Annotated in this window: 13 protein-coding genes; 9 read left to right on the top strand and 4 right to left on the bottom strand. The window is 70.6% G+C overall.

Going from position 1 to position 15,401, the window contains the following annotated elements; translation table 11 throughout:
* Window positions 1-59 precede the first annotated feature (59 nt).
* Complete coding sequence (locus tag LBW94_RS22540) at window positions 60-1,295, top strand: DUF2235 domain-containing protein (protein WP_225053067.1); 1,236 nt, start codon at window positions 60-62, stop codon at window positions 1,293-1,295.
* 156 nt (window positions 1,296-1,451) lie between these two features.
* On the opposite strand, the gene treY is transcribed toward LBW94_RS22540, so the two are convergent.
* The 3 genes from treY to LBW94_RS22525 form a co-directional block, all read right to left on the bottom strand.
* Window positions 1,452-3,896: a malto-oligosyltrehalose synthase gene (gene treY / locus LBW94_RS22535; protein WP_225053065.1), complete on the bottom strand. Its 2,445-nt coding sequence runs from the start codon at window positions 3,894-3,896 to the stop codon at window positions 1,452-1,454.
* An 11-nt stretch (window positions 3,897-3,907) separates the two neighbouring features.
* Window positions 3,908-6,025, bottom strand: coding sequence for a glycogen debranching protein GlgX (glgX, locus tag LBW94_RS22530; RefSeq protein WP_225053063.1), 2,118 nt, complete (start codon window positions 6,023-6,025; stop codon window positions 3,908-3,910).
* 146 nt (window positions 6,026-6,171) lie between these two features.
* Entirely contained in the window at window positions 6,172-7,299 is a 1,128-nt protein-coding gene (locus LBW94_RS22525; RefSeq protein WP_225053062.1) for a bifunctional helix-turn-helix transcriptional regulator/GNAT family N-acetyltransferase, read from the bottom strand.
* Between the two features lie 201 nt (window positions 7,300-7,500).
* Between LBW94_RS22525 and LBW94_RS22520 the strand changes: the two genes are divergently transcribed.
* The 4 genes from LBW94_RS22520 (at window position 7,501) to LBW94_RS22505 (ending at window position 12,156) form a co-directional block, all read left to right on the top strand.
* Entirely contained in the window at window positions 7,501-8,769 is a 1,269-nt protein-coding gene (locus LBW94_RS22520) for an adenosylmethionine--8-amino-7-oxononanoate transaminase (protein ID WP_225053060.1), read from the top strand.
* A gap of 54 nt (window positions 8,770-8,823) precedes the next feature.
* Entirely contained in the window at window positions 8,824-9,969 is a 1,146-nt protein-coding gene (locus LBW94_RS22515; protein ID WP_225053058.1) for an 8-amino-7-oxononanoate synthase, read from the top strand.
* Entirely contained in the window at window positions 9,966-10,646 is a 681-nt protein-coding gene (gene bioD, locus LBW94_RS22510) for a dethiobiotin synthase (protein ID WP_225053056.1), read from the top strand. Before LBW94_RS22515 ends, bioD begins: the two co-directional genes overlap by 4 nt.
* A 358-nt stretch (window positions 10,647-11,004) precedes the next feature.
* Window positions 11,005-12,156: an alpha/beta fold hydrolase gene (locus LBW94_RS22505; protein ID WP_225053055.1), complete on the top strand. Its 1,152-nt coding sequence runs from the start codon at window positions 11,005-11,007 to the stop codon at window positions 12,154-12,156.
* On the opposite strand, the gene LBW94_RS22500 is transcribed toward LBW94_RS22505, so the two are convergent.
* Window positions 12,153-12,737: a TetR/AcrR family transcriptional regulator C-terminal domain-containing protein gene (locus tag LBW94_RS22500; protein ID WP_225053277.1), complete on the bottom strand. Its 585-nt coding sequence runs from the start codon at window positions 12,735-12,737 to the stop codon at window positions 12,153-12,155. The genes LBW94_RS22505 and LBW94_RS22500 overlap by 4 nt on opposite strands.
* 128 nt (window positions 12,738-12,865) lie before the next feature.
* Here LBW94_RS22500 and bioB point away from each other — a divergent pair, with 128 nt between their 5' ends.
* The 4 genes from bioB to LBW94_RS22480 all read left to right on the top strand — a co-directional run bounded on the left by bioB (window position 12,866) and on the right by LBW94_RS22480 (window position 15,320).
* Window positions 12,866-13,885 (top strand): biotin synthase BioB, encoded by a 1,020-nt coding sequence (gene bioB, locus LBW94_RS22495; RefSeq protein WP_225053053.1) that lies wholly within the window; start codon window positions 12,866-12,868, stop codon window positions 13,883-13,885.
* A 113-nt stretch (window positions 13,886-13,998) separates the two neighbouring features.
* Window positions 13,999-14,241 (top strand): hypothetical protein, encoded by a 243-nt coding sequence (locus LBW94_RS22490; RefSeq protein ID WP_225053051.1) that lies wholly within the window; start codon window positions 13,999-14,001, stop codon window positions 14,239-14,241.
* Window positions 14,241-14,912 (top strand): hypothetical protein, encoded by a 672-nt coding sequence (locus LBW94_RS22485; protein ID WP_225053050.1) that lies wholly within the window; start codon window positions 14,241-14,243, stop codon window positions 14,910-14,912. Before LBW94_RS22490 ends, LBW94_RS22485 begins: the two co-directional genes overlap by 1 nt.
* Before the next feature lie 54 nt (window positions 14,913-14,966).
* Entirely contained in the window at window positions 14,967-15,320 is a 354-nt protein-coding gene (locus LBW94_RS22480) for a hypothetical protein (protein ID WP_225053048.1), read from the top strand.
* Window positions 15,321-15,401: the final 81 nt, after the last annotated feature.

The raw sequence follows: 15,401 nt of genomic DNA, 5'->3' as shown, positions 1-15,401 counted from the left end.
GATTATTCGAGTAGCACGCTACGCAGGTTTCGGACGGCTCACGGCGGGAGGATCGGGGTATGAAACGTTTGGTGGTGTGTTGTGACGGAACGTGGGGAACCGAGAGCAACCCCACGGTGTCGAACATCGTGAAGATCGCGGAGTCGGTGCGGCTGAGCACCTCCCGCGACACGGGGGAGCACGTGGGCCAGCGGGTCTTCTACACCGACGGTCCCGGTTCCCGGGGGTACCGGCTGGACAAATGGCTCGGCGGCGCGTTCGGGCTGGGCCTGGACGCCGCACTGGCGACGATGTATTGGCAGGTCGCGCTGAACTGGGAGGAAGGCGACGAGATCTTCATCTTCGGCTTCAGCCGCGGCGCTTTCACCGCCCGCAGTCTCGCGGGCATGATCAACCGGCTGGGCCTGCTGACCCCGGACGCGCTGATCGACAAGGCGTATCCGCAGGCGCTGGCCATCTACCGGGAACGCAAGGCGCATCCGGACGATCCGGATCCGCCGGAATGGGCCGCCTTCCGGGAGCGGTACTGCACGCCCTCGGTGCCGATCAAATTCCTCGGGGTGTTCGACACCGTGGGTGCGATGGGGGTGCCCGGCATCACCACGCATCGCTATCGGTTCCACGATCTGCGGCTGTCACCCATCGTGCACTGCGCCCGGCAGGCGCTGGCCATCGACGAGCGGCGGCGGGTCTACCAACCCTGCCTGTGGGAGATCACCGACGAGGACGGGGTGCGGCGGCAGCGGCCGGACCGGGTCGAGCAGGTGTGGTTCACCGGCTGCCACGGCGACATCGGCGGCGGTAACGCCGACTCCCGGCTGTCGGACACCACCCTGCGCTGGATGATCCGCGAGGCGCAGGTGCAGGGGCTGGAATTCGACGCCGGTCGGCTCGCGCGGATATTCGGCACACCGGCCGGCGACGCCGCGGCCGGGGCGGTGTCCGGCGACGGCGGGGACCGCCCGGCCACCGGCACCGGCCCGGCGTTGCCGAACCAGACGCTGACCGTCGGCTACCGCCTGCTGAATCTGCTGGGCCTGCTGGTGAATCCGGGCAATCCGCGGTTCTACCGGGACGCGTGGCGGCGGCTGGACACCCCCGACGACCGCAAGATCTACCTGTCCTCCAGCGTCACCACCGGACCGGAGTACGACCCGCCGAACGTGCGGCGCTGGGAACGGGAACTGGACGGGACGCCACCGACCGTGCGGGTACCCGGCCCGGAGGCGTTCGACCCGCCGCCGCGGCCGACCGTCGTGAGCCCGGTGGAACTGCCCGCACCCGCGCGCACCTGATTCGCTGCTCGCGGAACCCGGTCCGGCGTACCCGGGCCGGGTGCCCCGGCGACGGGCCGGCCGGGCCCATCCGGGGGTTCCGGCCCCGGAGGGACCGGACCGCCGCCTGCCGGTCACCGCGGATCCGGTCCGCAAGTGCCGCGGCGGCACGGTGTTTCAGCGGACCAGCAGCGCGACCGGCAGGCGGGCGAACAGTTTCTCCATCCGGGCCGCGCTCTGGAAGGTGTGCCCGGTGAGCCGGTCGGTCCAGGTGCTGCCGTTGGGCAGGTCCATGGTGGTGTCGGCCCAGCCGGTGTCGGCCAGGGCGGCGCTGTGCCGGGTGGCGGCCACGATGATCTGCGGCGGCTCCCCGGCCGGGCCGCGGCCGTAGGCGATCAGATGCGAGGCGTGCTCGCCGCGCCCGAACATCGGGGTGTAACTGCCGCCGACGAAGCAGTCCGGGCGTTCCCGGCGCAACCACAGCGCGTACGCCACGATCCACATCTTGGCGGACCCGGAGGCATCCACTTCCGGTGTGCCGGTGAGTGATTGCAGCATCGCCAGGCGCTGCCCGAAATCCACCGGACGGCGGTTGTCCGGGTCGACGAGCGAGTCCTCCCACAGCTCGGTGCCCTGGTACACGTCCGGGATGCCCGGCCCGCACAGTTGGAGCAGCTTCTGGCTCAGCGCATCCGACCAGGCGTGCGGCGCCAGTTGCCGCACCAGCGTGCCCATCTCGACGCCGACGCCGCCGTCCAGCACCGCGTCCAGCCACCGATGCAGGGCCGTCTCGAACTCCGGATCCGGCTCCTCCCAGGAGGATCGGGTGCCGGCCTCGCGAACGGCCTTCTCCGCGAACCGATGCAGTCGATCGCGCAGCCCCGGTACCTCCGACCCGGGGCGCCCGTCGGCGGGCCAGACCCCGAACATGTTCTGCAACAGGAACAACGCGGTCGCCTGGTCCGGGGCGGGGCTGCGCTCCAGCCAGCCGTCGACCTGCTGCGCCCAGCTCTCGGCGACCTGCGACAGCACCCCGATGCGCGCGCGGACGTCCTCACCGCGCTTGGTGTCGTGGGTGGACAGCGTCGTCATGGTGGCCGGCCAGCGTTGCGCCCGTGCGGCATTGGCGAGGTGGTAGTCCAGCAGTGAGCGCCCGAACCGGTCCGGATTGCCCCCGATCTCCTGCAACGACACCAGCCGGGCGGCCTGGTAGAACATGGTGTCCTCGACGGCCTTCGCCGCCACCGCGCCGCAGACCTGGTGGAACCGCCGGGCCGCCTCGCCCCCGGCGGCCAGCGCCGTCACCAGCATCGACAGCGGTGCGGTGAGTTCGCTGTTGCGCTTGGCCACCTCGGCCACCACCGCGCCGATCATTCCGGCCAGCGGGGCGTAGTCGGTGCGCGCCACCGGGATGAACGACAGCACCTCGATGGTGGCGTTGGTCAGCGACAGATCGCTGATCGGCACGGTGTCGGAGCCGCCGCCGTCGCGTTTGACCGCCGCCACCAGCCGCCGCACCTCGGGTACCAGCAGCTTCTCGGCGACCGCGCGCTTGATCCGATGTTCGGTGTCGCAGAACCACTCCCGATCGCTGCCGTGCCCCAGGAAGCGTTTGGACAGCTCGGTCAGCGGCGCTTCCCCGGCCGGATCCAGCAGGACGCCACCGAGTTCGTCGAGAGCGTCGTAGCCGGTGGTGCCGTCGATCGGCAGGGTGGCGTCCAGGGGTTCGCGATTGGACAGCGCCTTCTCGATCAGCAGCAACCGGCGCGGGCCGATCAACCGGCGCAGTCGCGCGAGATATCCGGCGGGATCGGACAGTCCGTCCGGGTGGTCCACCCGGACGCCGTCGATCAGGTCGTGTTCGCACCAGGCGGCCAGTTCCCGGTGGGTGAGGTCGAAGACGGCCGGATCCTCCTGCCGCACCGCCGCCAGGCTCGACACCGCGAAATACCGCCGGTACGTGCAGACGCCGGCCTTCCAGCTGACCAGCCGGTAGTGCTGGCGGTCGTGGATGCGCAGCGCGTTCTCGCCGTCGGTGCCCGGCGCGATCGGGAAGCGCAGATCGTGCAGGGCCAGCATGGGTTCCGCGCCGCTGCGGTCGACGGTCAGGGCCGCGGGGTCGTTGTCGTTCTGGAGCACCGGCAGCGCGAGCCGGCCGCCGGCGCCGTTACCCGGCGTCCAGTCGATGTCGAAGAAGTGCGCGAACGCCGACTGCTTACCGTTGCGCAGCACATCCCACCACCAGGGGTTGTGCCGGGCGTCGCCGACGCCGACGTGGTTGGGCACCAGATCGGCGATCAGGCCCATGCCGCGGCTGCGCACCTCGTCCGACAGCGCCTTCAGTCCCGGTGGGCCACCGAGGGCGGCCGACACCGTGGTGGGGTCGGTGACGTCGTAGCCGTGGGTGGAGCCCGGCATGGCCGTCATGATCGGCGACAGGTACAGATGCGACACGCCCAGCTGTTGCAGATATTCGGCGACCGAGCGGGCATCGGCCAGCGTCAGCGCGTCCGGCCGCAGTTGCAGCCGGTAGGTGCTGCGGACGGTGGTCCGGCGAGCGGGCGCCCCGAGCCGGGACTCGGGGCGCGATGCGGTGTCCTGTCGTGGTGGGGTGTCTGTCATCTCGGTGTCGATCATGCGGTACGGCGGAGAACGAGCAGGCAGCGAGCGGGTACCTCGACCGTTGCCGAGGCGTCGTGATCCGCCGGGGCGTGCCCGGTCGGAGCCGAGCAGTCCAGCGCCACCGACCATTGCAGGCCGAATCCCGTGCCCGGCAGCGTGAACCCCATCGGCTCGTCATGGGCATTGAAGCACAGCAGGAACGAATCGTCGCTCACTCGTTCCCCGCGTGGCCCCGGTTCGACGATGGCCTCGCCGTTCAGGAATACCGCCAGCGAGCGGCCGAAACCGGAATCCCAGTCGGAATCCGTCATTTCCGTGCCCGCCGGGGTCAGCCACGCGATGTCGACGGTGGGCCGGCGATCGGCGGTGGGGCGGCCGTCGAAGAACCGGCGGCGGCGGAACACCGGATGCGCGGCCCGCAACGCCAGTGCGGCCTTGGTGAATTCGACCATGTCGGCGTTCTTCTGCGCCAGCGTCCAGTCCATCCAGGACAGCGGGGAGTCCTGGCAGTAGGTGTTGTTGTTGCCCTGCTGGGTGCGGCCCATCTCGTCGCCGTGCAGCAGCATCGGGATGCCCTGGGACAGCGCCAGTGTCGCGAGCAGGTTGCGACTCTGCCGGTCCCGCAACGCGAGTACCGTGGGATCGTCGGTGGGTCCCTCCACACCGCAGTTCCAGGACCGGTTGTGGCTCTCGCCGTCGCGGTTGTCCTCGCCGTTGGCCTCGTTGTGTTTCTCGTTGTAGGACACCAGGTCCCGCAGCGTGAAACCGTCGTGCGCGGTGACGAAGTTGATGCTGGCCCATGGCCGGCGGCCGGTGGCCTCGTAGAGGTCGGAGGAGCCGGTGAGCCGATAGGCGAACTCGCCCAGGGTGGCCGGTTCGCCCCGCCAGTAGTCGCGCACGGTGTCGCGGTACTTGCCGTTCCATTCCGTCCACAGCACCGGGAAATTGCCGACCTGATAACCGCCCTCGCCGATGTCCCACGGTTCGGCGATCAGCTTCACCTGGCTCACCACCGGATCCTGTTGCACCAGGTCGAAGAAGCTGGAAAGCCGGTCCACGTCGTGCAATTCGCGGGCCAGGGTGGCGGCCAGGTCGAAGCGGAAACCGTCGACGTGCATGTTCAGGATCCAGTACCGCAGCGAATCCATGATCAGTTGCAGGGTGTGCGGGTGCCGCACGTTGAGGCTGTTACCGGTGCCGGTGTAGTCGACGTAGCAGTCCGGGTCCTCTTCGGACAGCCGGTAGTAGGCGGCGTTGTCGATACCGCGCAGCGACAGCGTCGGGCCGCGCTGATTGCCCTCGCCGGTGTGGTTGTAGACGACGTCGAGGATCACCTCGATGCCGGCGGCGTGCAGGGCGCGCACCATCGCCTTGAATTCGGTGACGGCCGCGCCGGCCCGCTGATCGGCCGCGTACTCGTGGTGCGGGGCCAGATAACCGACGCTGTTGTAGCCCCAGTACTGCCGCAGGCCCTGCTCCACCAGCGTCCGGTCGTGCACGAAGGTGTGCACCGGCATCAGCTCGATCGCGGTGACGCCCAGCGCTTTCAGATGGTCGACGATCGCCGGGTGCGCGATGCCCGCGTAGGTGCCGCGCAGCTCCGGCGGTACCGCGGGATGGGTCATCGTCATGCCCTTGACGTGGGCCTCGTAGATGACTGTCTCGTGGTACGAGTGCTTCGGCGGGTGGTCGTGCCCCCAGTCGAAGAACGGGTTGATCACCACGCCGGTCATGGTGTGCCCCAGCGAATCCTCGCCGGGGGTGTACAGCGCGGGATGGTTGTCGATCCGCCCGGTGAACGCCTTGCCGTAGGGATCGAGCAGGAGTTTGCTGGGATCGCAACGCAATCCGCGCTCGGGGTCGTGCGGCCCGTGCACCCGGAACCCGTACTGCTGGCCGGGGGCGATGGTGGGCACGTAGGCGTGCCAGACGTAGCCGTCGACCTCGTCGAGCGGTACGCGCGTCTCGCCGCCATGGGGGTCGATCAGGCACAACTCCACCCGCTCGGCCACTTCGGAGAACACCGAGAAGTTGGTGCCGGCTCCGTCGTAGGTCGCGCCCAGGGGATAGGCGGTGCCGGGCCATACGCCCAGCGGAGCCACGGCACCGGGGGGTTCGGGCAGGACCATACTTCGACACTAACCGTATCCCCGGGGAGGGCGAGACGGGTGGGGCGGGAGTGCCGCCGATCGGCGAATCCGCTATGTCCCCGCCGTCCGGGTGAAATACCAGGTCGTGGCCGTTTCGTCGACGAAACGCGACATCGATCACATCGCTACCCGGCGGTGACCGGGGAGATATCCGCGTCCGGCAGTTCCAGCCGCCAGGTCTGGCCGACCAGATCCCGCCCGAAGCTGTGGTGCGGCTCCGAGTCGACCAGTGCGAATCCGGCGCGCTGGTAGATGCGGCGGGCCGAGGCGAGGATGTCGTTGGTCCACAGTACGACGCTGCGGTAACCGGTGTCCGCGGCGAAGCGCAGGCAGGCGCCGACCAGGGCGGAGCCGACCCCGAGCCCGCGCGCGGACGGTTCGACCAGCAGCAGCCGCAGCCGCGCGGTGGTGTCGTCCTCGCGCACGCAGAACACCGCGCCGACGGGGGCGCCGTCGTATTCGGCGATCCAGGCGCGCTCGCGCCGCGGGTCGCGGGTGTCCAGGTACTGCGCCACGATCCGGGCCACCAGCGTCTCGTAGCTGCCGTCCCAGCCGAATTCGGCGGCGTAGAGGGCGGCGTTGCGGGCGATCACCCAGCCGTATTCACCCGGGCGGGGTTCGCGCAGGATCAGCGCCGGGGTGGCGCTGCGATCGAGGACGGCGCCGATGGTGCGCATGGCCTCGATCAGCCGGGTCCGGTCGGCGGGGGAATGCCCGGCCAGCATGTCGACCACATCGCGGCGGGAGCGCTCGTTCAGCTCGGCGAAGGCGGTGGCGCCGGCCGCGGTGAGCCGGACCTCCTGGCGGCGCGCGTCCCGCTCGGAGCGCTGCCGGGCGACCAGGCCCTGTTCCTCGAAGCGGGCGAGGATGCGGCTGAGGTAACCCGGGTCCAGGTCCAGGTCCCGGCGCAGTCCGGCGACCTCGGTGGGTCCGGAGGTGGCCAGCTCGAACATGATCCGGGCCTCGGTGAGCGAGAAGGCGGTCTCGACCAGATGTTCGTGCAGCGCGCCGATGAGCCGGGTGTAGCGGCGGTTGAAGGCGCGGACAGTCGCGATATCCGCTTCGGCGACGGCTGTTCCGGGGCGGTCGTGAGCGGCGCTACTGTCCGGCGGGGCGCTGTCCGAGGTGGCGGCGCTGTCGAGTGTGGCGGCGCTGTCTGGTGGGGCGGCGCTGTCTAGTGGGGCGCTGCCAGTTGTGGCGCCGCTGTCAGGGGTGGTGCTGTCCTGGTCGGCGGACGTGCGCACGGTGCTCATCGACGGATCCCGGTGCTCGGGGCGCGGCGTCTCGGATCTCCGGTGTGTCGTCGCCTGGGTGTGAAATTCTTTGACTGCGTCAAAGATTAACAGCGGCCCGCCCCGCCCGCCGTCTTTCGGCGCGGCCCGGCCGCGAGCGGGCCGTGGCCGGTCGAGTGGTAACTTGAACGCCGTTCAAGCCGCCTGTGCGAAGGACTTCCCGTGCCCCTCACCCCCGCCGAGATCACCGCCCTGGACGCCGCTCACGTGTGGCATCCCTACGGCGGATTCCCCGCGAGCACCGAACCGCTGATCGTGGCGTCCGCGGCCGGCACCCGGCTCACCCTCGCCGACGGCCGCGAACTCGTCGACGGCATGAGTTCCTGGTGGGCCGCCGTGCACGGCTACCGGCACCCGGTCCTGGACGCGGCGCTGCTGGCCCAGTCGCAGCGGATGAGCCATGTGATGTTCGGCGGCCTCACCCACGGACCGGCGGTGCGGCTGTCGCAACTGCTGGTGGAGCTGACCCCCGAGGGCCTGGACAAGGTGTTCCTCTGCGATTCCGGCTCGGTGTCGGTGGAGGTGGCGGTCAAGATGTGCCTCCAGTACTGGCGGGGGCTCGGCCGGCCGGAGAAGCGGCGATTGTTCACCTGGCGCGGCGGCTACCACGGCGACACCTTCACCCCCATGAGCGTCTGCGATCCCGAGGGCGGCATGCACTCGCTGTGGACCGACGTGCTGGCCGACCAGATCTTCGCCCCCGTACCACCCGCCGAATACGACCCCGATTACGTGGCGGACCTGGAACGACTGCTCGCCGCCCACGCCGGCGAGACCGCCGCGGTGATCGTCGAACCGGTGGTGCAGGGCGCGGGCGGCATGCGCTTCCACCACCCGCGCTACCTCGCCGACCTGCGCCGGTTGTGTGACGACCACGGCGTACTGCTGATCTTCGACGAGATCGCCACCGGATTCGGCCGCACCGGAACGTTTTTCGCCGCCGAACAGGGTGGGGTCGGCCCGGACGTCATGTGCGTCGGCAAGGCGCTCACCGGCGGCTATCTGACCCTGGCCGCCACCCTGTGCACCACCGCCGTCGCCGAGACGATCAGCGCCGCCCACGGTGGACTCATGCACGGCCCGACCTTCATGGGCAACCCCCTGGCATGCGCGGTCGCCGTCGCCTCGCTGGAACTGCTGCGCTCCCGCGACTGGGCCGCCGAGGTGGCGGGCATCGAGGCCGGGCTGCGCACGGGACTGGCTGCCGCCCACGATGTTCCGGGTGTGGTGGACGTGCGGGTGCACGGCGCGATCGGCGTGGTGGAACTCGGCCACCCGGTCGACATGCGCAAGGCCACCCACGCCGCGGTCGAAGCGGGCGTCTGGCTGCGACCGTTCCGCAACCTCGTCTACACGATGCCCCCCTTCATCAGCACCCCCGACGACATCACCCGGATCACCGCGGGCGTGGTCGCCGCCGCCCGCACCTGAGGCGGAGCTGCCGGGGGGTTGCCCTTGAACGGTGTTCAAGTATGCTCCCTACCTGTGACTGATCCGTTGAGTTGGCTGGACGAGCGGGCCGAGGAACGAGTGCGGGCCGGGTTGCGGCGGGAGTTGCGGGCCCGGACGCCGCAGACCGGGCTGATCGACCTGGCCTCCAACGACTATCTGGGGCTGTCGAAGCATCCGGACGTGATCGCGGGGGCGATCGAGGCGGTGCGGACATGGGGGACCGGGTCGACCGGATCGCGACTGGTCACCGGCACCACCACCGCGCACGAGCAGTTCGAGGCCGACCTGGCGGAATTCGTGGGTGCGGAAGCCGGACTGGTGTTCGCCTCCGGATACGCGGCCAACCTGGGCGCGGTGACCGCGCTGGCCGGGCGCGGCAGCCTGGTGATCTCGGATGCCGCGAGCCACGCCTCGCTGGTGGACGCCTGCCGGTTGTCGCGGGCCCGGGTCGAGATCGCCCCGCATCGGGACGTGGCCGCGGTGGACCGGCTGCTCGGCGGCCGCACCGAGGAGCGCGCCCTGGTCCTCACCGACTCGGTGTTCAGCGCGGACGGCGATCTCGCACCCCTGGTGGAGTTGCACCGGGTCACCCGCGCGCACGGCGCGGTGCTGATCGTCGACGAGGCGCACGGCCTCGGCGTGCGCGGCGATTACGGCCGCGGCCTGGTGCACGAGGCCGGCCTGGCCGGTGAGCCTGACGTCGTGGTGACCGCCACCCTGTCGAAAGCCCTTGCCGCACAAGGCGGTGCGGTACTCGCGACCGAACGGGTCCGGGCCCACCTGATCGACACCGCCCGCACCTTCATCTTCGACACCGGCCTGGCCCCGGCCGCGGTCGGCGCCGCCCACGCCGCGCTGCGCCTGCTGCGCGCGGATCCGGCGATGGGCGGGCGGGTCCTGGCCCGTGCCACCGAGATCGCCCGCATCGCCGGTGTCCCGCAACCGGATTCGGCCGTGGTCTCGGTGGTGCTGGGCGCCCCGCAGGTCGCCTACGAGGCCGCCGTGGCCTGCCGGGAACGCGGCCTGAGCGTCGGCTGCTTCCGCCCCCCGACGGTCCCCGAGGGCACCTCCCGCCTGCGCATCACCGCCCGCGCCGACCTCACCGACGCCGAGATGGGTGTCATCGCCACGGTGCTCACCGACGTGCTCGCCGACGCCCGGCAGGCGGTGGCGGCATGAGCACCGTGATCATCACCGGTACGTCCACCGATGTCGGCAAGACCATCGTGACCGCCGCCCTGGCCGCGACCGCCCGCGCGGCGGGACGCACGGTCGCGGTGTGCAAGCCCGCCCAGACCGGTGTCGCCCCCGGCGAACCCGGCGATCTCGCCGAGGTGCGGCGGCTGTCCGGCGTGGATCGCACCCTGGAGCCGGTCCGCTACCCGGATCCGCTCGCCCCCGACACCGCCGCCCGCCGGGCCGGGCAGCCACTGCTCACCCTGGGCGAGACGATCGCCGCCATCGACTCCCTGGCCGACGCGGACCTCACCCTGGTGGAGGGCGCCGGTGGATTACTGGTCCGGCTGGGCGAATTCACGCTCGTCGACGTGGCCGTGAAACTCGGCGCACCGGTGCTGGTGGTCGCGGCCGCCGGGCTCGGCACCCTCAACCACAGCGAACTCACCGTCCGCGCTCTCACCGCGGCAGGCATCGCGTGCGCGGGCCTGGTGATCGGATCCTGGCCCGCCGCACCCGATCTCGCCGCCGAATGCAACCGCACCGACCTACCCGCCGTGACCGGCGTCGACCTGGTCGGCACGGTTCCCGAGGGCGTCGGCCGCTGGGACGGCACACGTTTCGCCGCCGCCGCCCCGAGCTGGTTCGATTCCGGCTGGGCTGCCCGGTATTTGACCTGAGGTCACCGCGCGGCACCGAAACGTGCTGTGATCCTGAGGAAGTGGCCGGACACACGCCGGATGAACGGCTTCGGGGGTGAGGCCACGAAGGGACCGAGAGCCTGCTGCATGCGGTCTCGGCACAGACGGGCCCGCATCGCCGCGCGTGCGATCCGGGACCGGGCGGCTGCCCCGAGGTAGCGGCCGACTCGGCTCGAGTGGCGAATCTCTCCTCCGGGTCGGATGTTCGGCGGGTGTGCGCCGGCGGAGTGCCTGCGTAGCGAACCGCGGGCGACCCGGGTGGGCAGGATACTCGGGCGACTCGCGGCCCGGGGTGCGGTTCCCCGGCGGTGACGGCGGACGTCCTACCCTGGATGAGGTGCTGTTCGACCAGTGGGCTTCCACCAGCGTCGCGGATTACGACGATGCGCGGCGGCGGGCCCGGCTGGCCGAGACCAGGTTCGGGCACGGGTGGGTGCGGTGGGGGCGGACGCGCCGGGTGTTGCTGCGGGCGTTGGTGATTCCGCTGTTGCTGGGATGCGTCTGTGCGGCGTACACGGCCGGGGACGTGGCTCCGCAACGGGCGCGGCTGGCGCGTACCGAGCCGGCGGTGCTGCCGGTCACGCCGGCCGCGGATCCGCGGATGCGCGATACCGCCGTGTTCGATCTGGTCGGGCTGGGGGCGCTGGATTCCCGGGACACCGTCCGCGCGTTGCCGTCGCTGGCCGGGCTCGGGTCGGTGTGGTCGGTGCGGTACGACAACAGCGGTATCGATACCAAGGTGATCGGTGATCTGATCGTCAAGGTCACCGATGCCGCGCACGTGGACAACGTGGTGCTGGTCGGGCACAGCATGGGCGGGGTGATCGCGCTGGAGGTCGGGCGGCACCTGTACACCGGTAGTACGAAGCGGCTCACCGCGGTGATGCTGGACTGTACTCCGGTGAACCTGAACGCCGTTCGTCCGGAGAGCCGCAACCAGGGGGAGGAACTGCTGCGCTGGACGGGGTGGATCCCGGGGGCGCGGGAGAGCCGGACGTTGCGGCTGCTCGCCGAAATGTATTCCCGGCGTGATAATTTCGTCGACTATTCGTCGGAGCCGCCGGGGATCCGAGGAGACCGATTCGCCCGGACCGCCGCGGATGTGCTGTGGCAGAAGCTGTTCAATGAAGATGTCGCGAGCAACGGGTTGATCGAGTCCCAGTTCGAGGCGATCGTGGCCGGTGGCGCGATCGGCGATCTGGGAGCGATGGATCGGCGGGTGGACGGCAAACCGCGGCCCGCGATCGTGTTCATCCGGCCGCACGACCCGGATCGTGATCCGATCGTCGACGACGAGTACACCCATCGCGTGCTGATCGATACCGTCGGCGGGGTCGGCGGCACCCTGCTGGTGGTGCTGACCCGGGGGACCGGACATGCCGACCCGATTCAGCAGCCCGGCGAGTACAACGAGGTGATCGCGCAGCAGGTCGTGCCGTTCGTGCGGCTGGAACAGCGCGAGGAGCTGACCACCGGGCAGGCCCGCTAGCGCACCCGGGCGCCCAGCAGATGCCGCACGCCGCCCAGGAACAGTTGCAGACCGAAGTCGAAACGTTCGGTGGCGCTGGTGTTCTCGTACAGCGGCGACGATTCGTCGGGCAGCGCGCCCGCCGAGTCCATCTGCATCCGCGACTGCTCGTCCACCACCTCGCCGAGCACGTAGTACAGCAGCGTGTAGGCGGCCAGATCGGCCTCCTCCCGGGTCATGCCGGCCCGGATCAGGCCGCCGGCCATGCGTTCGCGGCCCTTGCTGGTGGTCAGCCGGGAGGCGTAGGTCGAGGAGACCAGTTCGGCGCCGTCGCGGTAGGCGAGCAGGCACGAGCGCAGCCGATGGGCGAGCACGCTCAGCTGCGCGGTCCACTCGCCGGGCCCGAGCTGCTCCTCCATCGGCGCCAGGATGCGGTCGGCGACCGCGCCGAGCAGCGCCTGCTTGTTCGCGAAATGCCAGTACAGCGCGCCGGGTTGCACGCTCAGCGCGGTCGCCAGCCGGCGCATGGTGAGGTCGGCCAGGCCGTACTGATCGAGAATGGCGACGGCCCCGTCGATCACATCCGCGCGGTGCAGCTGCACGTTCGCCACGGCCACTCCTTGTCCCGATTGACGCCACTTGGTTCCCTACCTTAACCTGAACACCGTTCAACACTCCTGAACGCCGTTCAAGTTGCACGGCCGCCGGTCGGACGAAGGGATTCACGCGCATGACCCAGGCACCCGTCGAGACCGCTGTCGACATTCTCGGCATCGCCCGCGAGCAAGTGCTCGAACAGGGCGTCGGGCTCACCCGTGAGCAGACCCTCGAGGTGCTGCGGCTCGGCGACGACCGGCTGGAGGAGCTGCTCGCGCTCGCGCACGAGGTGCGGATGCGGTGGTGCGGCCCGGAGGTCGAGGTCGAGGGCATCATCTCGCTGAAGACCGGCGGCTGCCCCGAGGACTGCCACTTCTGTTCGCAGTCCGGTCTTTTCCAGTCGCCGGTGCGCGCCGCCTGGCTGGACATCCCGAGCCTGGTCGAGGCCGCCAAGCAGACCGCGAAGACCGGCGCCACCGAATTCTGCATCGTGGCGGCCGTGCGCGGGCCCGACGAGCGGCTGATGGCCCAGGTCGCCGCCGGTGTCGAGGCGATCCGCAACGAGGTCGACATCCAGGTCGCCTGCTCGCTGGGCATGCTGAACCAGGACCAGGTCGACCGGCTTGCCGCGATGGGCGTGCACCGCTACAACCACAACCTGGAGACGGCGAAGTCGCACTTCCCGAACGTGGTCACCACGCACACCTGGGAGGAGCGCTGGGGCACCCTGCGCATGGTCCGTGACGCGGGCATGGAGGTGTGCTGCGGCGGCATCCTCGGCATGGGCGAAACCCTGGAGCAGCGCGCCGAATTCGCCGCGCAGCTGGCCGAACTGGAGCCCGACGAGGTGCCGCTGAACTTCCTCAACCCGCGGCCGGGCACCCCGTTCGGCGATCTGGAGGTGCTGCCCGCGTCGGAGGCGCTGAAGGCGGTGGCCGCCTTCCGGCTGGCGCTGCCGCGCACCATCCTGCGCTTCGCCGGCGGCCGCGAGATCACCCTCGGCGATCTCGGTGCGCAGCAAGGCATCCTCGGCGGTATCAACGCCGTCATCGTCGGCAACTACCTGACCACGCTGGGCCGGCCCGCCGAGGCGGACATCGATCTGCTGGCCGATCTGAAGATGCCGATCAAGGCGCTCAACGAAACCCTGTGACAGCGATGCTGTCGAAACCCTCCGACAGCGATGCTGCCGGAGGACCCGATATTGTTCGGGTATTGTCTCAGCCAGCCGGCGCAGCTGCGGGAGTCAGTGAGGTGGTCGTGGACATGGATGTCGTGAACATGGATGCGGAGACGCCGCATGCCGCGCGCTACAACCCGTTCACGGGTGCCGCCGTCACGGCGGACGGGTCCGGTCCGGTGCCCGCGGCCGCCGCGCTCGGACTGGAGCCGCCGCGCTACTGCGCGCAGTGCGGCCGCCGGATGATCGTGCAGGTGAGTCCCGACGGCTGGTGGGCGAAATGCTCCCGGCACGGGCAGATCGATTCGAAGAGCCTGGATCCGCGCTGATGCCGGGCCGAAGCGCCGCCGCACAGCTGGGCGGGCGGGACGATCTGCGTGCCGCCGCCCTGGTCGCCCTCGCCGTGATCCTGGTCAGCGCGGTCGCCGGGATCGCCTGGGGAGTGCTCGCGCCCTATGAGAAGGCGCTGGTCGTCGACTCGAAACACGGCGCTCCGCTGACCGGGGAGAGCGCGCATCGCTTCGACGCGATGGCGATGTTCCTGGCCTTCGCCGCGGCCACCGGCCTGTTGTGCGCGGTCGGCGCCTGGCGGCTGGCCCGCCGGCTGCGCGGTCCGCTGCTGGAGGCCGGCGTTCTGCTCGGCTCGCTGATCGGGACCGGCGTGATGGTGTGGGTCGGTGAGACGGTCGCGCGGCTGGCGCACCCCCGACCGTCCGATCCCGTCCTGCACACCGTCGTCGAGGTGGCCGCCACCGTCGACGGCGGCTTCAGCGGGAAATTGCTCGGCATCACCTGGCCTGTCCTGCACGCGGGTCCGGCGCTGGTGGTGCAACCGCTGGTCGCCTCGCTGGCGATCCTGATCCTGGCCGCCCTCAGCACGTCCGAGGATCTGCACACCGGCCGGGGCCGGGCCGTGCCCGGCGAACCGCCCTACCTGTCGGAGATCAGCTACGGGCCGTACGGGGCGGCGCCGGTCGACACCGCCGATCCGCGCTCGTAGCGTCGGAACCGGGGGCCGGTGCACCCGGTTGCGGTCGACGAGGAGGTGAGCGGCGTGGTCGACGATGTCGAGAAGCGATGGCACGATCCGGGCATGTTCCGCCGGGCCGTGCTCTACACCGTCGGCGTGGTGGTGGTCGCGGCGCTGGTACTGGTCGTCATCCAGACCTGGGCCACTCGCCGCGAGGCGTGCGCCGCTGCGGCGACCTACTGCGACACCGCCTCGCGCGCGGCGATCGTCGGTGGCCCCGGCCTGGTGCTGATGCTGGGCACGCTGGGGGCGTTCCTCGCCACCTACCGGGTGTGGCGGGAACACCGCACCTGGCCGATCTGGCAGGGTGCGGGCTGGTTCCTGCTGGTCCTGACGCTGGCGTATCTGGCGATCGGCAGCAGCGTCTTCGCCGGCTGAGCCGCCGGAGCACCGCGTTCCGCCCGGTCCGGCCGCTGCGGTTCCGGCAGGTGTGCGAATGCCGCGGGTGGGTAGTTCCGC

The sequence above is a fragment of the Nocardia sp. alder85J genome, assembly GCF_020176955.2.
Taxonomy (GTDB): domain Bacteria; phylum Actinomycetota; class Actinomycetes; order Mycobacteriales; family Mycobacteriaceae; genus Nocardia.
Note: the sequence above shows the minus strand (reverse complement) of the source record. Positions and strands in the feature narration are given on the sequence as shown.